25 protein-coding genes and 1 rRNA gene are annotated in these 17,876 nt (G+C 43.9%); 2 read left to right on the plus strand and 24 right to left on the minus strand.

Going from position 1 to position 17,876, the window contains the following annotated elements; translation table 11 throughout:
• From L1028_RS23390 to L1028_RS23400, 3 genes are all read right to left on the minus strand, one after another.
• Window positions 1-69 (minus strand): 16S ribosomal RNA (locus L1028_RS23390); the annotation flags it as partial.
• Between the two features lie 400 nt (window positions 70-469).
• Window positions 470-700 (minus strand): hypothetical protein, encoded by a 231-nt coding sequence (locus tag L1028_RS23395; RefSeq protein WP_036680631.1) that lies wholly within the window; start codon window positions 698-700, stop codon window positions 470-472.
• A 252-nt stretch (window positions 701-952) separates the two neighbouring features.
• Entirely contained in the window at window positions 953-1,561 is a 609-nt protein-coding gene (locus L1028_RS23400; RefSeq protein ID WP_423803080.1) for a stage II sporulation protein M, read from the minus strand.
• A 111-nt stretch (window positions 1,562-1,672) separates the two neighbouring features.
• Between L1028_RS23400 and pdaB the strand changes: the two genes are divergently transcribed.
• The gene (gene pdaB / locus L1028_RS23405; protein WP_234540241.1) at window positions 1,673-2,476 is read left to right on the plus strand and encodes a polysaccharide deacetylase family sporulation protein PdaB; all 804 of its coding nucleotides are present in this window, start codon (window positions 1,673-1,675) and stop codon (window positions 2,474-2,476) included.
• Window positions 2,477-2,526: 50 nt separating this feature from the next.
• Here pdaB and L1028_RS23410 read toward each other — a convergent pair whose 3' ends face one another.
• Together L1028_RS23410 and L1028_RS23415 are read right to left on the minus strand one after the other, a co-directional pair.
• A complete protein-coding gene (locus tag L1028_RS23410; RefSeq protein ID WP_234540244.1) occupies window positions 2,527-3,348 on the minus strand; it encodes a PPK2 family polyphosphate kinase in 822 nt (273 codons plus the stop codon).
• 217 nt (window positions 3,349-3,565) lie between these two features.
• Entirely contained in the window at window positions 3,566-4,156 is a 591-nt protein-coding gene (locus L1028_RS23415) for a KinB-signaling pathway activation protein (protein ID WP_234540298.1), read from the minus strand.
• 129 nt (window positions 4,157-4,285) lie between these two features.
• Between L1028_RS23415 and gerD the strand changes: the two genes are divergently transcribed.
• Window positions 4,286-4,957, plus strand: coding sequence for a spore germination lipoprotein GerD (gene gerD, locus L1028_RS23420; RefSeq protein ID WP_234540246.1), 672 nt, complete (start codon window positions 4,286-4,288; stop codon window positions 4,955-4,957).
• A gap of 59 nt (window positions 4,958-5,016) precedes the next feature.
• Here gerD and L1028_RS23425 read toward each other — a convergent pair whose 3' ends face one another.
• The 19 genes from L1028_RS23425 to rpmD all read right to left on the minus strand — a co-directional run bounded on the left by L1028_RS23425 (window position 5,017) and on the right by rpmD (window position 17,867).
• Window positions 5,017-6,117: an Mrp/NBP35 family ATP-binding protein gene (locus L1028_RS23425; RefSeq protein WP_234540248.1), complete on the minus strand. Its 1,101-nt coding sequence runs from the start codon at window positions 6,115-6,117 to the stop codon at window positions 5,017-5,019.
• A 90-nt stretch (window positions 6,118-6,207) separates the two neighbouring features.
• Window positions 6,208-6,948, minus strand: a complete 741-nt coding sequence (gene cwlD / locus L1028_RS23430) for an N-acetylmuramoyl-L-alanine amidase CwlD (protein ID WP_234540250.1) — start codon at window positions 6,946-6,948, stop codon at window positions 6,208-6,210.
• A gap of 78 nt (window positions 6,949-7,026) precedes the next feature.
• Entirely contained in the window at window positions 7,027-8,196 is a 1,170-nt protein-coding gene (sat, locus tag L1028_RS23435) for a sulfate adenylyltransferase (RefSeq protein WP_234540252.1), read from the minus strand.
• 37 nt (window positions 8,197-8,233) lie between these two features.
• Window positions 8,234-8,926, minus strand: a complete 693-nt coding sequence (locus tag L1028_RS23440) for a phosphoadenylyl-sulfate reductase (RefSeq protein ID WP_234540255.1) — start codon at window positions 8,924-8,926, stop codon at window positions 8,234-8,236.
• 235 nt (window positions 8,927-9,161) lie between these two features.
• Window positions 9,162-9,554, minus strand: coding sequence for a 30S ribosomal protein S9 (gene rpsI / locus L1028_RS23445; RefSeq protein WP_025706574.1), 393 nt, complete (start codon window positions 9,552-9,554; stop codon window positions 9,162-9,164).
• A gap of 20 nt (window positions 9,555-9,574) precedes the next feature.
• Window positions 9,575-10,012 carry a 50S ribosomal protein L13 gene (gene rplM / locus L1028_RS23450; RefSeq protein WP_036680589.1) on the minus strand — a complete coding sequence of 146 codons (438 nt, stop codon included), beginning with the start codon at window positions 10,010-10,012 and terminating at the stop codon, window positions 9,575-9,577.
• A gap of 312 nt (window positions 10,013-10,324) precedes the next feature.
• Window positions 10,325-11,122 (minus strand): tRNA pseudouridine(38-40) synthase TruA, encoded by a 798-nt coding sequence (truA, locus tag L1028_RS23455; protein ID WP_234540257.1) that lies wholly within the window; start codon window positions 11,120-11,122, stop codon window positions 10,325-10,327.
• Window positions 11,123-11,422: 300 nt separating this feature from the next.
• Window positions 11,423-11,788, minus strand: coding sequence for a 50S ribosomal protein L17 (rplQ, locus tag L1028_RS23460; RefSeq protein ID WP_019908254.1), 366 nt, complete (start codon window positions 11,786-11,788; stop codon window positions 11,423-11,425).
• A 33-nt stretch (window positions 11,789-11,821) separates the two neighbouring features.
• Window positions 11,822-12,766, minus strand: coding sequence for a DNA-directed RNA polymerase subunit alpha (locus tag L1028_RS23465; RefSeq protein WP_036680585.1), 945 nt, complete (start codon window positions 12,764-12,766; stop codon window positions 11,822-11,824).
• Between the two features lie 130 nt (window positions 12,767-12,896).
• On the minus strand, window positions 12,897-13,292 hold the full coding sequence (gene rpsK / locus L1028_RS23470) for a 30S ribosomal protein S11 (RefSeq protein ID WP_019908251.1): 396 nt from the start codon (window positions 13,290-13,292) through the stop codon (window positions 12,897-12,899).
• A gap of 19 nt (window positions 13,293-13,311) precedes the next feature.
• Complete coding sequence (rpsM, locus tag L1028_RS23475) at window positions 13,312-13,680, minus strand: 30S ribosomal protein S13 (protein WP_036680583.1); 369 nt, start codon at window positions 13,678-13,680, stop codon at window positions 13,312-13,314.
• A 19-nt stretch (window positions 13,681-13,699) separates the two neighbouring features.
• Window positions 13,700-13,813: a 50S ribosomal protein L36 gene (gene rpmJ, locus L1028_RS23480; RefSeq protein WP_003322638.1), complete on the minus strand. Its 114-nt coding sequence runs from the start codon at window positions 13,811-13,813 to the stop codon at window positions 13,700-13,702.
• A 53-nt stretch (window positions 13,814-13,866) separates the two neighbouring features.
• On the minus strand, window positions 13,867-14,082 hold the full coding sequence (gene infA / locus L1028_RS23485) for a translation initiation factor IF-1 (RefSeq protein ID WP_036652996.1): 216 nt from the start codon (window positions 14,080-14,082) through the stop codon (window positions 13,867-13,869).
• 2 nt (window positions 14,083-14,084) lie between these two features.
• Window positions 14,085-14,393: a KOW domain-containing RNA-binding protein gene (locus tag L1028_RS23490; RefSeq protein ID WP_042131215.1), complete on the minus strand. Its 309-nt coding sequence runs from the start codon at window positions 14,391-14,393 to the stop codon at window positions 14,085-14,087.
• 11 nt (window positions 14,394-14,404) lie between these two features.
• Complete coding sequence (gene map / locus L1028_RS23495) at window positions 14,405-15,157, minus strand: type I methionyl aminopeptidase (protein WP_042192159.1); 753 nt, start codon at window positions 15,155-15,157, stop codon at window positions 14,405-14,407.
• A gap of 4 nt (window positions 15,158-15,161) precedes the next feature.
• Window positions 15,162-15,806: an adenylate kinase gene (locus tag L1028_RS23500; RefSeq protein WP_234540259.1), complete on the minus strand. Its 645-nt coding sequence runs from the start codon at window positions 15,804-15,806 to the stop codon at window positions 15,162-15,164.
• Between the two features lie 96 nt (window positions 15,807-15,902).
• Window positions 15,903-17,201 (minus strand): preprotein translocase subunit SecY, encoded by a 1,299-nt coding sequence (secY, locus tag L1028_RS23505; RefSeq protein WP_042131218.1) that lies wholly within the window; start codon window positions 17,199-17,201, stop codon window positions 15,903-15,905.
• Complete coding sequence (gene rplO, locus L1028_RS23510; RefSeq protein WP_036680569.1) at window positions 17,201-17,641, minus strand: 50S ribosomal protein L15; 441 nt, start codon at window positions 17,639-17,641, stop codon at window positions 17,201-17,203. The genes secY and rplO overlap by 1 nt, the downstream gene beginning before the upstream one ends.
• A 40-nt stretch (window positions 17,642-17,681) precedes the next feature.
• Window positions 17,682-17,867 (minus strand): 50S ribosomal protein L30, encoded by a 186-nt coding sequence (gene rpmD / locus L1028_RS23515; RefSeq protein WP_036680567.1) that lies wholly within the window; start codon window positions 17,865-17,867, stop codon window positions 17,682-17,684.
• Between the last annotated feature and the right edge of the window lie 9 nt (window positions 17,868-17,876).

The raw sequence follows: 17,876 nt of genomic DNA on the forward strand, positions 1-17,876 counted from the left end.
CCGCTCGACTTGCATGTATTAGGCACGCCGCCAGCGTTCGTCCTGAGCCAGGATCAAACTCTCCAATTAGTATTGAAAAGAGCGATATGCTCATTTTGAAACATCTGACGATAAAATTAATTCTCACGATGAAATTTCAAAAGCGTAAAATACACTGTGAAACTCATCAGTTTTGGATTTCACTTTCGTGATTTCCCACTCACTCGTTGTTCAGTTTTCAAAGATCAATGTCTCTCATTTCGTCGTCGTTGTTTGTCAGCGGCGACCTTTATAATATATCATAGTGTTTCGTTATTTGGCAAGTCTTTTTTTTGAAAATGTTTTTTTCAAATTTCCTTGCCTTCCGCTTCCCTTTTACAAAAGCAAAAGGAGCGCGAGATATAATTTATCACGAGCACTCCTTTTTAGTCAAGCTATTTTATTAAAAAATCTTAAATTCATATAAGACTCTTGCATTTACCGCCTATCCTTAGTGTTTGTACTGAGACGAACGTCCGCCCCACGCATACTTGGAAAGCTCTTTCTGAGGAGCAAAACGAGCATACATACGAAATACAGTCTTATATCTATTGGCGATGGCATGCCTGATATTTTGGTCCAAGCGCTGATCGCTCAAATCTAACAGCATCTCATCAAGTTCTTTCCGCAAAACATAATCCAGTTCCTTACATTCTTTTTCGTTAAACAACATTCCCAGCATATGCTTGGCCTCCTTCATGAAGTTGCAAGTAACACATTCACTAAAACCAAAAACCCCTTGTACATAATTAGTTAGTCCATCTCATGGAGAAAGCTGCCTTAAGATCCTCTTACACTAGATTAACCGGAGTAATCTTTTTATAACCATAATTAATAAAAATTCCCTTTATGGTTTCGTCGCGATTATATACTGCTGACCTTTAGGCAATCCTTGGATGAATAGCTTTAATGTTATGCTCCATTCTCGGAGGTTTTATGATAAAAGAGAAAAAGTTATTGTGCTTTCAATGATGGCCGCAACAAATAACAGGATTACTGTCCAAATAGATGCCGTAAGTGTTTGACGCATGAACGAAGACCAATCAACACCTCTGTTCACTTTTTTAGCCGATGAGCTAAACAAACTTGAAAGTACTTTCCCGCCGAACTGAAGTCCAAATGCGCAAGCAATAATGATCGCTGGAATCTCTATAATCCCATGTGGCAGCAGTCCTTTTACTATTAGTTCGAACAAATCCTGTCCTTGCAGTGCTGATAAATGAATCAGATAGCCGATAACCGCTCCGTTAATAAATAAGAATATGGCTGGCAGTATACCGAACAACGCCCCTAAAAATATGATAAGAACACCCTTGATGCTGTTATTCAAAAATATAAATACAAAGAAGCTCCATTGCGGATTAGAAGAATCTCTAAGGTTTCCACTGATTTCACTGAGCCCCTCTAATTGCTGAACCAATAGCTTTTCCAGACTGCTAGTAGCTACCCACCCTATAACCGCTCCTACTGCGAAGAGCAGACAGGATAACAATAAAGCCTTTCGGATCGTTTTTAGATCTTTAACAAACGTGAAGAACGACAACATAAATACCCTCCTGAAATTGTGATCTCTGTTTCTTAGGTCATAACCGTGCGGTACGAGCATACATTTAGAACAAACAAGCATTTCGCATGGGAGAGGAGCGCTGTCATTATGAATTCTTTTTATGTATTCAGCGGCAAAAAGATTAAACGATTCATCTATATCTTCGCCGCTGTGCTTCTTGCTGCTGGAGTTGTCTATGTCGAGAGGGGAAACATATCCGTTTTTTCTGAATCCGGACCTTCCGCGATCTACAGTGTACCAACAGAGAAGAAGCTGATTGCCCTGACCTTCGATATTAGCTGGGGGGAGAAAAGACCCGAACCAATTTTGAAGGTGCTTGAAGACAAGAAAGTGGATAAAGCCACCTTCTTCCTTTCGTCACCATGGAGTAAGACTCACCCAGACATTGTAACCAACATCAAGAATGCAGGCTTTGAAATTGGAAGTCATGGTCATAAACACGTCAATTACAGCACACTAAGCAACGAAGAAATTCGTACTCAGATCTCAACGGCTCACACCGTACTTACCGAGTTGACCGGCACTGAGCCCAATTTGATTCGTATGCCTAATGGAGATTTTGACAAAAGAGTCCTTCAGGTTGCAAACGATCTCGGTTACAAGGTCATTCAATGGGATACAGACTCCCTAGACTGGAAGAACATCGGTGTAGATAATATCGTGAAGCGTGTAACGACAAAAGCGCATCCAGGAGATATCGTCCTTCTACATGCCAGTGATTCCTGTAAACAAACACATGAAGCACTTCCACTCATTATTGACGAGCTCCGCAGACAAGGTTATGAATTCGTTACCGTATCTGAGCTGATCAGTCAAAGCAACACCGAAGGTAAAGAAGTCCGCGACTCAGCTTCACTTAGCAATGCCATAGAGGACGCGGCTGGACTGTAAAGCACTATTCAATCTCTGGTGCCGTAATGGATGTTGATCTGCCCAAAGAATTAATGACGTGGAGAAATGAGTTCCGATATGTCAGGTGTGGGGGTATTCAGCTTCGGATACCTCAGATCCAGACTCTCCAGTGTCTTTACAACGATGGATAAGGTCAAATAATTGCGGTACCATTGATGATTGGCGGGTATCCAGTACCAGGGTGCTTTATCTATGCTAGATTCCTTGAAAACATCTTCATATGCTTCTTGGTAATCATCCCAATACTCCCGCTCCTGGAGATCACTTGCATCGAATTTCCAATGTTTTTTGGGATCTTCAAGCCGTTCCTTAATCTTCTTTAGCTGCTTCTCTTTAGAAATATGCAGAAAAAGCTTGATAATTGTCGTCCCCTCTTCCACCAGCATTTCCTCGAACTGCCGTATATAACGAAAGCGACGCTTCAAGTCATCCTTTTTTAACCCTCCGTGTACCCGTGGTACCAATACATCTTCATAATGCGAGCGGTTAAATGCAGAGATATATCCCTTAGGGGGTGTCTTCTGATGAACCCTCCATAGAAAATCATGAGCCTCTTCCTCTAGAGATGGTTTCTTGAAGCTGGTCACTATAAATCCTTGTGGATTGATGCCTGAAAAAATATGCTTAACCGTGCCATCCTTACCGCTAGAATCCATGCCTTGCAGAATTACAAGCAGCGAATGCTTTTTCTGAGCAAACAAAATATCTTGCAGCTCTGCCAAACGTGCTTTAAGCTCTTCTGTTTTGGCTTCCACTTCTTTTTTGGATTTATAAATACCTGTATCGTCCGGATCCAGCTTGTTAAGCCGGATTTCTTTTGTGTCTTTTATCATATAGCGCTTGATGTCCATATATTCCCCTCCTAAAAGTTTTGTGAGCGTTACACTTGTGTTACTGCGTACAAAACTCACTTCCGAAGCATCTACTAAGTTTTGTGAGCGTATCGTTCTTTAAGATTAACCTCTACAATCAGATTTTAATCGTTAAGATACAGTTAGAGCAAAAAAACAAAACCCCGTCTTCTGAGATCAGAGCACGGGGTTCCTTGTTTAGTGCCTCCCCCATTCATTATCCGGCTGTCGGCTTCAGAATACGGTGTAGCATCAAAATTTGGAATGCATTACAAGCGATAAGCGGAACAACAATAAATACCGTCGCACTATCAACACCTATACGGAGCACGCCAATAACTTCCACAATTGAAATAGCTGTCATAAAAAAGAAGGTTGGAATCAAAGCTGAGATGTTTGTACTTTTTACTTTGAAATAAGACACAATAAGAGCTGCTAGCAAAATAACGATTCCTAATATTAGATCAGACATCACATTTCTTTCCCCACCAACGACGGTACGCAAAAAAATCAGTTCAAGCAATGCGAGCACAGAAAGCACTAGTTGTATGTATTTCCAAACCTTTTGTGGAAAAACGCCGTTGCCCATATAATTCAAAATCAAATAGGCAAAAAATCCAAGTTGCGAATAAACGCTTACAAGCATACCGTAGCCAAGCAGAATCAGCGGGTATAAAAAGAAATCCCCGATACCTTTGAAATCAATCTTACCATTTACGAATTGGAGTGCCAGACCAGCGATTACAGCCCCACCCGCTCCTATAAGGAGGGTAGTCCAAAATAAATGAAACCATTTTTTTATACTCAGCCAATTCACCTCCTCTTGTCAGATTTATTTTACCAAGGATACCGACAAAACACCATTACACCCACAACATAAATGTGCTCTAATGCGGCATAATACATCTAGAGAATCCTATAAAGGAGGGCAGCGCCAATGAAATGGAGATTTATCGGATCTGTGGGTTTGGCATTGATCTTTGTTATGGCCTTAACGGCTTGCGGAAGTGAGCAAAGCAGTTCTTCTTCCGGACAAGGCAGTTATAAAGAAACGAAGACCATGGTTTTAGATATATTGAAAAGCGATGAGGGTAAAAAAGCGGTTGAGGAATCATTATCAACTTCCAGCTCTAGCGGTACCAGTGGAATGAGCATGAAGATGATGCCACTTCAAACCAAAGAGGAAATCAAGACAGCTGTTAAGAATACTCTCACTGCACCGGAATATCAGAAGGAAATCGAGAAAATAATGAAGGATCCCAAGTTCGCGGGTGATTTTGCTAAGGCAATTCAATCGCAAAGTAAGGAATTACATCTCCAGCTAATTAAGGATCCCACTTACCAGAAATCAGTCGAAGAAATCATGAAGTCTCCAGAAATGATGACAATGTTTCTAAATCTCACCAAAACTCCTGATTATCGAAAACAATCCATGAAGACCATACAGGAATCCATGCAAACCCCATTATTCCGTATGGAAGTATTAAATTTACTTAAAAAAGTCGTACAAGAAGAACTTGAACCAAAGGAGAAAAAAGATAAAGGCAGTGAAGGTGGCAACAAACAGGAAAGCAGTGGCGGCGGTAGCGGCGATGGTTCAAGTTCTTAAAAAAAGAGGCCTTATCCCACTAATAAAATGTGGGACGGCCTCTTTTTCATGCACGAGAATTAGTGCTCATATTTGGCAATAAGTTTATCAGCAATTTCTGCAAACAATTGTCCTGATGGTGTCTCTTCTTTGTATACAGAAGGTGAGAAATCCGGTTCGGAAATATGGTTGTCCGGTGCACCGAGCGGTATTTGTGCAAGCAGCTCCGTATGAAGCGTCTCGGCAAGCCTCGCTCCTCCGCCTCTGCCAAAGATATAATCTTTCTTACCACAGTCAGTGCACTCATAATAAGCCATATTCTCAATGACTCCAATAATCTCATGATCTGTCTGTAGAGCCATAGAACCCGCTCTAGCCGCCACAAACGCTGCGGTAGCATGAGGTGTTGTAACTATAATCTCTTTGCTGTGAGGCAGCATCTGATGCACGTCAAGTGCTACATCACCAGTACCTGGGGGAAGATCAAGCAGCATATAATCAAGTTCACCCCAACCAACATCATTGAAGAACTGGCGAAGCATTTTACCTAGCATAGGTCCCCGCCAAATAACTGGACTATTCTCACGGATAAAGAAGCCCATAGACATGACCTTCACTCCGAAACGTTCCACAGGAATAATCGTTCCTTCTTCAACTACTGGCCCCTCTTCAATCCCCATCATATCAGGAATGCTGAAACCATAAATGTCCGCATCCACAAGACCAACCTTCTTACCTTTTCTTGCAAGGGCTACGGCCAAATTCACCGTTACAGTTGATTTACCAACTCCACCTTTGCCGCTGGCCACGGCGATAAAGTTCACACCAGAGCTCTCGCTAATTAATTCATGGCCATCAAGGCCTGCAGCATGTCCCTTAAGTTTCCCAGGCTCATCAACTTCCTCAGTGCTCTCACCGCGAAGTATTGCACGTTCATAATCGGTTGCATCACGAAGCCGGATATGTACATTAGAAACTCCACCCGCTTCAAGCAATTCACGAACCCGTTGTTCTAGATCCATGCGACTTTGCTCTTCAGGATTCAGACATACGATAGATAAAGAAATACGATCTTCTTTAATCATGATGTCACGAATCAGCTGTAGTTCCACAAGGCTTTTTCCAGTTTCAGAGTCTGTTAATGGCTGCAGTATTTCCTGAATTTGTTCCTTAGTCAGCATGGAAAGCACCTCTGTTTCCTTTCCGGTTTGAGAATTCTCCGGAGTTTTTGTCTATTATAGCATTACCAGTCTCCCCATGAGTAGTCCTGACTACTCGGAGGCGTATCGAAGAATGCCACGATAAATGCTAGTCGCTACCTTCCGCTGATAGACATCATTTCCGAGTAGAGCTGATTCCTGGGGGTGTGATAAGAAGCCGACTTCTACAAGCACTGCCGGTATTTTTAATGCTTTTAACAAATATACAGTATTCACTGTCTTTGCCACACGATCGGTATTCTCCAGCGTAGTCTTCAGCTCACTCTGCACAAACTCCGCTATAGCTTTATTATCCTTGTTATTGGGGTAGTAAAAGGTCTGTGCTCCACTCCAACGATTGGACGGGACACTGTTCATGTGAACACTTATAAAAAGGTCTGCGCCTTTCTCTTCGATGCTTCTTACTCTTTGTTTAAGATCTTCCGTTTTGCGCTTAGAATAGCCCTTAGTGCCTTCCTGAGCCAAATCATAATCACCCTCACGAGTCATTACTACAATAGCCCCTGCCTGCTGCAGATAATCACGCAAATAAAGCGATACGGCGAGATTAATATCTTTCTCAATTAGCCCTTCCCGGCTAACCGCTCCTCCATCAGCTCCACCGTGTCCCGCATCTATAGCAATAACTTTTCCTGACAAGGGCAGACTCCAATAATTTAGTGTTTTAGCGGTAGGCATGTCATACGCTATAATTCCGATCATTATAGCTAGCAGTATCACGCCAAGCATACTTTTTTTGATACTGCTCCATGAAATCCAGACCGAGACTTTACTCTGCTTCCGGCCAGACATAAAAAAGACCCCCTCGTCCCGATAGATAATACTCATCTATATGGGACAAGAAGGTCAAATAGTACTAGCTGGTAATGATTAAGCTGTAACTTCTTGCGTCATACCTTCAATCAGAATTTTCGCTACCTCAGGCCGCGTAAATTCTGGCGGAGGACATTGCCCATCACGGAGCAAAGCACGTACCTTCGTACCCGACAATGTCATGTGATCGTCACTAGGATGAGGGCAAGTTTTACTGGATGCCATATTCCCGCATTTTTTACAGAAGAAGCTATGTTCAAAAAATAATGGAGTAATATCAAGTTCTTCAGAACTAAAATTAGAGAAAATTTCCTGTGCCTCATAAGTGCCATAATAATCACCTACGCCAGCATGGTCACGACCGACGATGAAATGGGTACAGCCGTAATTTTTGCGAACCATGGCATGGAAAATCGCTTCTCTAGGGCCTGCATAACGCATTGCCGCCGGAAAAACACCAAGGAAGGTACGATCCTCAGGATAATAGTTCTCCAAAAGCGCCAGATAGCTCTTCATCCGCACATTTGCCGGTACATCATCTGACTTCGTCTCACCAACAAGTGGATTTAGGAATAGAGCGTCTACAACCTCCATAGCGCACTTTTGAATGTACTCGTGAGCTCGGTGGACCGGATTGCGTGTTTGGAAGCCTACAACCGTTCTCCAACCCTTTTCAGCAAATATCTTTCGCGTATCCGCAGGATCAAAATAAAATTCACCGAACTTCTCTGGCTGTGGGCGGTTCAAGACTGTAATCGGCCCTCCAACATAAGTTGCAGGACGAGCCAGCAGCTTACTCACACCAGGATGTTCAGGATCTGTTGTTTTGAAAACATTTTGTGCTTCAATCGTTTGATCCACAGTATAAATACTCTCAATATCCAATAAACCGTAAATCTCGCCATCGTCTTCACCGATTAGAGAAACTTTATCCCCAATAGATAAACCGGCAGCCACATCATCTTCTACAGCAAGTGTTATTGGAATGCTCCACACTGTGCCATCTGCTAAACGCATGCTCTTTACTACTGAATGATAGTCTTGCTCATTTAAAAACCCAGTCAGTGGTGAAAATGCACCTACAGCTATAAGATCCAAATCGGATAAAGTCCAGGTATTCAAGGCAATTGCCTTGATGTCACGTGCGAAATTTAGCAATTCTTCTCTTTCAGTACCCTCTACAACACGGTTAACCAAAGTTCCGCCATGCGGACATATTGAAGTCATCTTAGTCTCTCCTTCTGTGTTCCCACGGGGATATGTCTTACTTGTGCAATCCGCACTCTGTCTTCTCTGATCCAGACCAACGTCCAGCACGCGGATCTTCACCTGGCATAACCTGACGTGTACATTGCTCACAGCCGATGCTTGGATAGTTACGGTCATGTAGAGGGTTATAGATTACGTCATTTTCACGAATATAGTTCCATACATCCTCAGTCGTCCAATCTGCAATCGGATTAAACTTAACTAACCCAAATTTATAATCATACTCAACCTTTTTGGAATTAGCACGGGTAGGTGCTTGGTCACGGCGAATTCCAGTAATCCAAGCCTCATATTGAGATAATATGCGAGTAAGTGGTTCAACTTTTCGGATTCCACAGCATTGATTAGGGTCAACTGTCCATAACGAATCACCGTATTGAAGTGCTTGCTCCTGCGTTGTGAGTTGCGGAGACACACGTACAAACTCTAATCCGTATTTGTCTGCCATCAAATCTCTGGTTTCATAGGTTTCCTTAAAATGATAATCTGTATCGAGATAAAAGACATCAGTAGATGGACTAACTTTGTGAAGCATATCAACAAGCACTACATCTTCGGCACCAAAGCTGCAGGCAAAAGTAATGTTAGGAAATGTTTCTACAGCCCAGCGGATAATATCCTCGGGTGAAGCACTCTCTAATTCTTCGGCCTTTATTCTGATCAAATCTTCTTTCTCGAGCAGGTTCATTAAGGTATTCCTCCATCCAAAATATTAATCGTATGAATAAATGAGGTAAAAGAAGTAATAAAACCAACTATTTCTATATGAAATAGTATATAACTTTTACTGCGGAAGTCAATGAGTTTCATCCCTCAGAATTAGTAAATGAATGCAAAAAAAGCCCAATTCTTGTTAGAAAGGGGCTGCTAAAAAAAATAAAACCCTCGACCATAAAGGCCAAGGGTTGAATTCTTGATACATATTAACGTTTCGAGAACTGAGGCGCACGACGTGCAGCCTTCAAGCCGTATTTCTTACGTTCCTTCATACGTGGGTCACGAGTCAGGAAGCCGGCTTTCTTCAGTGCACCGCGATATTCAGGGTCAACTTTAAGCAATGCACGGGAGATACCGTGACGAATTGCTCCAGCTTGACCGGAAATGCCGCCACCATGTGCAAGAACGATTACATCGTAGTTGCCTAGTGTTTCAGTCAGGTTCAAAGGTTGTTTTACGATCATTTTTAGTGTTTCCACACCGAAATATTCGTCCATCTCACGTTTGTTAATGACAATGCGTCCTTCACCCGGTACAAGGCGAACACGTGCTACCGAATGTTTACGACGACCTGTCCCATAGTATTGTACTTGTGCCATGAAACTGTCCTCCTCTATTCTTATCCGCGAAGTTCGTAAACTTCAGGTTTTTGTGCTGCATGTGGATGCTCGGCGCCTGCATATACTTTCAATCTCAGCTTCATGTGGTCCCCTTGACGAGTCTTAGGAATCATACCATGAACAGCGAATTCAATTACGCGTTCTGGTTTAGTATTCAGCAAAGTTTCAGCATTAGTAACTTTCAAGCCACCTGGGTGCATCGAGTGACGGTAGTATTTCTTGTTTTGCAATTTCTTACCGGTCAAGTGAATCTTCTCAGCGTTGATTACGATAACGAAATCTCCAGTGTCAACGTGTGGAGTGAATTGCGGTTTATGTTTGCCACGGATCAAAGCAGCGGCTTCGCTGGCCAAACGACCGAGTGTCTTGCCTTCGGCATCAATAATGTGCCAATTGCGTTCAACTTCGTTCGGCTTCGCCATATAGGTGGTACGCATGAATGTTTCCTCCTTGTTCTCGTACGAAAATCTTCTGTTTCGTATATCTTGTTTCTCATTGAATTACAATTATGTGAGTTAAGCAAAGCATTTTTTGGCATTTCCTTGATCGGGGCTGTGGGATAGCCATCAAGAAAACACAACTTTTATATTACAGTATAAACATAACAAGTGCAAGTGATTTTTAAACATTCAGCCTATTATTTAGGAAGAAATTTATACAAGTATAAACGCCTTTAGCGTCCCTATAAGGACGGTTATCGTTTATGCGAGAAATATAAGAATAATGTATTACGTGAAACTTATACATTCTTATATTTGAAAAAAAGATTCACTTTCAGACTCGTCATATTCTACACTCCACAAAGCCAACCCCTTGGCCATAGCTGTCGGACCAGCAGCAGAACGATCACATGCCGCCAATATCTCAGCAACATGATCAGCATCTATTTTACCTTCCCCCACATGGATCAAAGTCCCCATAATAATGCGAACCATATGCTGAAGAAATCCACTACCCGTTATATAAGTTTGGATCACTCCCTGATCTAATGAAGAGGGTCGGCACATGCTGCGGTCTACTTCCATATGAGCTTCAAAGATCGTTCGTACATGAGATGTCTTAGTAGACCGACGTGAAGCAAACGAAGTGAAGTCATGTGTCCCTAAAATATGCGTTAAGCCTTGCTGCATCGCAGGAATGTCCAACCTCACCGGATGATGAAGCTGCCAGCGCCGTTGAAACGGATCTGGAAACCTGTTGCCGTTAATCGTGTATCGGTAAGTTTTGCGCTTAGCTCCTCTACGAGAGTGAAACGTCAGCGGTACTTCCCTAGCCTCAGTAACCACGATATCTTGTGGCAGCCGGGCATTAAGCGCGAGACACCAACGTTCAAGTGGGATTCGAGAGGAGGTCGTAAAGTTAAAAGGCTGACCGTAGGCGTGTACTCCGGCATCTGTGCGACCAGAAGCAGTAATCTTAAGCTCCTCACCTGTCAGATGGAGTATCGCTTGCTCCAGCCGATCCTGAATCGTATTGCCCTGAGGCTGGGTCTGAAAGCCATCATAATTTGTTCCGTCATAATTGACCTTCATCAATAGATTACGCATTCCGTTCTCCTTTTTAAACCGTTCAGCAGAAACGTCGATCGAAGCACTGTCTGATCTTATTCAAGAGGAAGAAATGGTTTTGCCGTCCCTAGAAGGACGGCATCCATTAACACTTCACTCTATTATTTCAAAAAAAAGAGCCCCTGCGGGAGCTCCTTCAATTGAACCAAGGTGATTCCCACGGTTATTAGTACAGCAGAGTCTTGCGCCTCTGCAGCACAATAACGCTGATATTTCCCCCATCTTTACTCCAAAGAGGGCCGGATGAAAGGGAAGCATCGGAAATCAATACTTGTGATACTACGCGCGGTCTACCAATTCAAGATAAACCATAGGCGCAGCGTCGCCACGGCGAGGTCCGAGTTTCAGGATACGAGTGTATCCACCTGGACGCTCTGTGTAACGAGGAGCAATGTCAGAGAACAATTTTTGAATTGCATCTTGTTCACCATCAACAGTCTCGCGGCGAACAAATGCAGCTACTTGACGACGAGCATGAAGATCGCCTTTTTTAGCTTTAGTGATCAACTTTTCAGCGATAGAACGAACTTCTTTCGCTTTAGCTTCCGTTGTTTGGATGCGCTCGTATAAAAATAGATCCGTTACCATGTCGCGAAATAACGCTTTACGCGCACTGGAATCACGGCCCAATTTTTGGTATGCCATGTGTTTTCCCTCCTTTACTGTAACAATCTGTAGTTATTCTTCTGTACGGAGTCCCAAACCAAGTTCCTCAAGCTTCTCCTGAACTTCTTCCAAAGATTTGCGACCAAGGTTACGCACCTTCATCATATCTTCTTCAGTCTTCGTGGTAAGCTCTTGTACGGTATTAATACCAGCACGTTTGAGGCAGTTGTAGGAGCGGACAGAAAGATCAAGCTCTTCGATTGTCATCTCTAGCACTTTTTCTTTTTTGTCTTCTTCTTTTTCAACCATAATTTCGGCGTCTTTCGCTTCGTCCGTAAGACCTACGAACAGTACGAGGTGCTCGTTCAAAATTTTGGCTCCAAGGCTTACAGCCTCTTCCGGTCTAATACTGCCATCTGTCCAAATTTCAAGCGTCAATTTGTCGTAGTTAGTCACTTGACCAACACGTGTATTGTCTATGCCGTAGTTAACGCGTGAAATAGGAGTGTAGATGGAGTCAACCGGGATAACGCCAATTGGCTGATCGTCGCGTTTGTTCCGGTCCGCTTGGACGTAGCCGCGACCACGGCCTGCAAAAATACGCATGTGAAGTCTCGCACCAGGTCCCAGCGTTGCAATGTGAAGATCCGGATTCAGGATCTCAACATCGCTGTCCGCACGGATATCACCTGCGGTAACGATGCCTTCCCCTTCGGCATCAATCTCAAACACTTTTTCCTCGTCTGAATGAATCTTCAGGGACAAGGCTTTAAGGTTCAGAATGATCTCCGTCACATCTTCCATTACGCCTGGAACGGTCGAGAACTCATGCAGAACGCCGTCAATTTGGACCGAAGTCACTGCGGCTCCTGGAAGCGAAGAAAGCAATATCCGGCGAAGTGAATTCCCCAGAGTCGTGCCATACCCACGTTCCAACGGTTCAACTACGAATTTCCCATAGGTACCTTCATCATTAGCTTCTACGGTCTCAATCTTCGGCTTTTCGATTTCTATCACGAGTTTACCCCTCCTTCAACGTCGCTCCTATATGAAACTGTCACCCCATCAGGTGCATCATGTAGTATGCCTAAACACCTATTATTAGCAGATGCGTCAGAATTATACCACATTTACAATACTGATTTCACTATACGCGACGACGTTTCGGCGGACGGCATCCATTGTGAGGAACCGGAGTTACGTCTTTAATAAGGTTAACTTCAAGCCCTGCAGCTTGAAGGGAACGGATGGCTGCTTCGCGGCCCGCGCCCGGTCCTTTAACCATAACCTCAACCGACTTCATGCCGTGCTCCATAGCTGCTTTAGCTGCTGATTCAGCTGCCATTTGCGCTGCGAATGGAGTCGACTTACGGGAACCTTTAAATCCTTGGCCGCCGGAGCTTGCCCAGGAAATTGCATTTCCGTGAGGATCTGTGATGGTAACGATGGTGTTATTGAACGTGGAACGAATATGTGCCACGCCGGATTCGATATTTTTACGGTCGCGACGTTTAGTACGTACGACTTTTTTCGGTTTAGCCATTGTCTCTTATCCCCCCTTATTATTTCTTCTTGTTTGCTACCGTACGACGCGGGCCTTTCCGGGTACGGGCATTGGTTTTAGTACGTTGACCGCGAACAGGCAATCCACGACGGTGACGAACACCGCGGTAACAGCCGATCTCAGTAAGACGTTTAATATTCAAGGAAATTTCACGACGCAGGTCACCTTCAACCTTAACCGTTTTGTCGATCGTTTCACGCAGTTTGCTGACTTCATCTTCCGTCAAATCACGGACACGTGTATTAGCGCTAATGCCTGTTTCATTAAGAATTTTCTGGGAAGTCGTTTTACCGATTCCGAAAATATAAGTCAAGGCGATCTCAACGCGTTTGTCACGTGGCAAATCCACTCCAGCTATACGAGCCATTTTACGCTACACCCCCTTCTTAACCTTGTTTTTGTTTGTGTTTCGGATTTTCGCAAATCACCATAACAGTCCCTTTGCGGCGGATTACTTTACATTTCTCGCAAATGGGCTTTACAGAAGGTCTTACCTTCATGTTAATTACCTCCTCAAAGTTTTGCGAAGCAAAACTTTTTTCGTAGTTCCCATCTATTTACGGTAAGTTATACGACCTTTTGATAAATCATAAGGCGATAACTGCACGACCACTTTGTCTCCGGTCAAAATACGGATAAAGTGCATCCGCAATTTACCGGATACATGGGCAAGTATTTGATGACCGTTCTCAAGCTCAACCTTAAACGTTGCATTTGGCAACGGTTCAAGGACAGTACCTTCTACTTCAATGACATCTTCCTTAGCCACAGTTAGTCTCCTTTCTCATCAGCACTTATTCCGGTGGGTCCAGCATACTTCATGACTGCGTAACGCAGCTTTCCGTTTGTTACCCGCCCAGTTTCTTCCAAACTGTTCACAACCTCACTGCTGATGAAGGGTATGAGCTCAAGATGAAGAATATTCTTCTTCTTTGGCCCATCAAACTTACGTTTGTCTCCATCTGCAATGTATACAAATCTGCTATCAACAACTGCGATAACAACGGCTGCCTCTCCGGCATCTTTACCTTTGAGAATTCTCACTAATTGACCAACCTGCGGGCTGCTCACAGTATTCAAGTGGAGATCACCTACGCATTCAGTTTTGTGAAAATTTCCATGCCGTCCGGAGTAACTGCTACTGTATGCTCAAAGTGAGCACATAGTGAGCCATCCACCGTAACGACAGTCCAGTTATCTTCCAGCGTTCTGACATGTCTCTTTCCTACGTTTACCATCGGCTCAATCGCGAGTACCATACCCGGTTTCAGACGTGGTCCGCGGTCCGCTATGCCATAATTCGGAATTTGCGGTTCTTCATGCAGTTTTGCCCCAATACCATGACCAACATACTCACGTACGACTGAGAAACCAGCCTCTTCGATGTATTGCTGGATAGCATGGGAGATTGTAAACAAGCGCACATCCGGCTTAACTAACGCCAGTCCCGCGTACAAGGAGCCTTCCGTAACGTCCAGCAAACGCTGAGCCTCTTCGGAAATGCTGCCCACACCGTAGGTCCAGGCGGAATCACCGTGATAACCGCGGTACTCTGCACCGATATCCAGCGTTACAATATCGCCTTCGATCAGTTTGCGTTTACCTGGAAATCCATGCACTAATTGTTCGTTGACTGAAGCGCAAATGCTGGCAGGAAAACCGTTGTAGCCTTTGAAAGACGGCACAGCACCTTGACTGCGAATGTATTGATCGGCGATTCTGTCGAGATCGCCCGTTGTAATGCCAGGCTCAATGGCCTCAGCAATAAGACGGTGACTCTCGGCAACAATTCGACCAGCTTCCCTCATAAAGGCAAGTTCCTGTTCGGATTTACAAATGATCATTACATTAACCCCGCAATAAAGATACGATTTCAGAAGAAACGACATTGATTTCGTTTTCCCCGTTTACCTGACGCAAAAGACCTTTATTATCATAAAACGCAAGCAGCGGCGCTGTCTTATTATCGTACTCATCCAAACGCTTGCCTACACTTTCTTCGTTGTCATCCGGACGTTGATACAATTCACCGCCATCAATGTCGCAAATGCCATCTTGCTTCGGCGGGTTGAAGATTAAATGGTAGGATGCTCCGCAAACTGTGCAGATACGACGTCCAGTAAGACGTGCCATCAACAGTCCACGGTCAACATTCAAGTTGATGACATGATCCAAAGAAGTATTCAAACGGCTTAGAATTTCATCCAGCGCTTCCGCTTGCGAAAGAGTTCTTGGAAAACCATCCAATAGAAATCCTTTTTCGCAATCGGACTGCTGCAGCCGCTCTTCAACTATACCAATGGTCACATCATCTGGTACAAGAAAACCTTGATCAATAAATGATTTAGCCTTCAATCCTACTGGAGTCTCTTGTTTGATTGCCAAACGGAAAGCATCTCCTGTCGAAATATGCGGAATGCCAAACTCTTTTATGATCTCTGCCGCTTGTGTTCCCTTGCCTGCCCCAGGAGGGCCCATGAATAAAATGTTCACGATTTCTCTCTCCCCCCAAAAGTTCGCCACCAAGCAAGAAACAGCACAATAGGTGCCGGGAAGAATAATAACTTACGCTTCACCGGAACCTATCGCCTATTTATTGATGAAGCCTTTGTAATGGCGTTTGATCAATTGGCTCTCGATCTGCTTCATAGTATCCAATGCCACACCGATTACGATTAGCAGTGAAGTACCGCCAATTCGAACTTCTTTAGGCAATCCAGATAAAGCACCGAAGAACATCGGCAATACAGAGATCAAAGCCAGGAACAATGCGCCGGACATAGTCAGACGAGACATTACTCTAGTCAAATACTTCTCAGTAGCTTTACCAGGGCGGATACCTGGAATGTAACCACCATTCTTCTTCATGTTATCAGCCATCTGCTGAGGATTCATCTGCACGAACGTATAGAAGAACGTGAATCCGATGATCATCACTACATACAGAAGCATACCAAGTGGTGCATCAGTTGCCAAATACTTGGCAATCCATTGCGCCCAGGCATGTGTTGACCAGAAACTGGAGAGAACAACTGGGAACTGAAGCAGTGATACGGCGAAGATAACCGGAATTACACCAGCCGCATTAATTTTCAGCGGAATGTGCGTATTCTGTCCACCGTACATTTTGTTGCCGACTACGCGTTTAGCGTATTGAACAGGAATCTTCCGAATACCTTGCTGTACGAAGATAACTGCTGTAATAATCGCTACAATCACAATCAGCACAATAACGACTTTAAGAATATTCAGGAACACTTGATCCGGCTGAATAAAGCTTGAGTTAGCCGTACTCGTGATATATCCCGGGATAGCGGCGACGATTCCCGCAAAAATCAGGATCGAAATCCCGTTCCCGATTCCCTTTTCGGTAATCTGTTCACCAAGCCACATCAGGAAAGAAGTACCAGCCGTCAAGATAATGGCAACCAGTAAGTAGTCAGCAAATGTCGCATTCGGCATCATTTGAGTTCCATAAATCCGGTTAAACCCTATTGACGTAGCAAAACCTTGGATCAGGGCCAAAATCACAGTACCATAACGAGTGATTTGCGCTAGTTGTTTTTTGCCGTGCTCCCCTTGTTTAGCCCATTCAGCAAACTTAGGAACAACATCCATCGACAGCAATTGCACGATGATGGATGCTGTAATGTACGGATAAATACTGATCGCAAATATCGAGAAGTTTTTGAGCGCTCCGCCCGAGAAGGTGTTTAAAAGTCCCATCAAAGCGTCACCGCTTTGATTTGCTGTTTCCAGTACATCTTTGTTCACACCAGGAACCGGTACAAACGAACCGATACGGTAGATAATCAGAATGAACAAGGTAAACAGGATCTTTTTGCGCAAATCTTCCACATGCCAGATATTCTTAAGCGTTTTGAACATTAGATCACCTCGGTTTTACCGCCGGCAGCCTCGATTTTCTCTACCGCAGATTGAGAGAACTTATTTGCTTGTACAGTCAATTTAACGGTTAACTCACCATTGCCGAGAATCTTAATGCCGCTTTTGGAATTCTTGACAACACCAGTTTCAAGCAACAACTGCGGAGTCACTTCAGTTCCTTCTGCAAAGCTATTCAGATCTTCAAGGTTCACAATCGCATACTCTTTACGGGTAGGATTGACGAAACCACGTTTAGGCAGACGACGATAGAGCGGATTTTGTCCACCCTCGAAGCCCGGACGAACACCACCGCCAGAACGAGAGTTTTGACCTTTGTGACCGCGACCGGAAGTTTTACCATTTCCGCTACTTGGTCCACGACCAACGCGATTGCGTTCTTTTCGGGAACCAGGAGCTGGAGCAAGTTCATGTAACTTCATCGTTTGCACCTCCTTATGTTTGTTAATTTATGCGAGGCGATTAGCCTTCAATTTCAGTTACAGATAGCAAGTGACTCACTTTATTGATCATTCCGCGAATTGCAGGACTGTCATTGTGAACCACTGTCGTGTTGAGTTTACGCAGGCCGAGCGTCTTAACAGTAACACGTTGTGTTTCTGGACGTCCGATTACACTACGTACGAGGGTAATTTGCAATTTTGCCATTGACGTTCC

The sequence above is a fragment of the Paenibacillus pseudetheri genome, assembly GCF_924513355.1.
Classification (GTDB): Bacteria; Bacillota; Bacilli; order Paenibacillales; family Paenibacillaceae; genus Paenibacillus_AQ; species Paenibacillus_AQ pseudetheri.

Excerpts from the sequence above, each read along its gene's own strand:
- L1028_RS23425 (WP_234540248.1), bottom strand. The coding sequence starts at position 6,117 with ATGCTGACTAAGGAACAAATTCAGGAAATACTGCAGCCATTAACAGAC.
- L1028_RS23410 (WP_234540244.1), bottom strand. The coding sequence starts at position 3,348 with ATGGACATCAAGCGCTATATGATAAAAGACACAAAAGAAATCCGGCTT.
- L1028_RS23395 (WP_036680631.1), bottom strand. The coding sequence starts at position 700 with ATGCTGGGAATGTTGTTTAACGAAAAAGAATGTAAGGAACTGGATTAT.
- sat (WP_234540252.1), bottom strand. The coding sequence starts at position 8,196 with ATGACTTCAATATGTCCGCATGGCGGAACTTTGGTTAACCGTGTTGTA.
- rpmJ (WP_003322638.1), bottom strand. The coding sequence starts at position 13,813 with ATGAAGGTAAGACCTTCTGTAAAGCCCATTTGCGAGAAATGTAAAGTA.
- pdaB (WP_234540241.1), top strand. The coding sequence starts at position 1,673 with ATGAATTCTTTTTATGTATTCAGCGGCAAAAAGATTAAACGATTCATC.
- rpsK (WP_019908251.1), bottom strand. The coding sequence starts at position 13,292 with ATGGCTAAACCGAAAAAAGTCGTACGTACTAAACGTCGCGACCGTAAA.
- secY (WP_042131218.1), bottom strand. The coding sequence starts at position 17,201 with ATGTTCAAAACGCTTAAGAATATCTGGCATGTGGAAGATTTGCGCAAA.
- rpmD (WP_036680567.1), bottom strand. The coding sequence starts at position 17,867 with ATGGCAAAATTGCAAATTACCCTCGTACGTAGTGTAATCGGACGTCCA.
- rplM (WP_036680589.1), bottom strand. The coding sequence starts at position 10,012 with ATGCGTACCACCTATATGGCGAAGCCGAACGAAGTTGAACGCAATTGG.
- L1028_RS23440 (WP_234540255.1), bottom strand. The coding sequence starts at position 8,926 with ATGAACCTGCTCGAGAAAGAAGATTTGATCAGAATAAAGGCCGAAGAA.
- rplO (WP_036680569.1), bottom strand. The coding sequence starts at position 17,641 with ATGAAGTTACATGAACTTGCTCCAGCTCCTGGTTCCCGAAAAGAACGC.
- map (WP_042192159.1), bottom strand. The coding sequence starts at position 15,157 with ATGATCATTTGTAAATCCGAACAGGAACTTGCCTTTATGAGGGAAGCT.
- rplQ (WP_019908254.1), bottom strand. The coding sequence starts at position 11,788 with ATGGCATACCAAAAATTGGGCCGTGATTCCAGTGCGCGTAAAGCGTTA.
- truA (WP_234540257.1), bottom strand. The coding sequence starts at position 11,122 with ATGCGTAATCTATTGATGAAGGTCAATTATGACGGAACAAATTATGAT.
- gerD (WP_234540246.1), top strand. The coding sequence starts at position 4,286 with ATGAAATGGAGATTTATCGGATCTGTGGGTTTGGCATTGATCTTTGTT.
- rpsI (WP_025706574.1), bottom strand. The coding sequence starts at position 9,554 with ATGGCACAAGTACAATACTATGGGACAGGTCGTCGTAAACATTCGGTA.
- cwlD (WP_234540250.1), bottom strand. The coding sequence starts at position 6,948 with ATGTCTGGCCGGAAGCAGAGTAAAGTCTCGGTCTGGATTTCATGGAGC.
- rpsM (WP_036680583.1), bottom strand. The coding sequence starts at position 13,680 with ATGGCTCGTATAGCTGGAGTGGATTTGCCACGTGACAAACGCGTTGAG.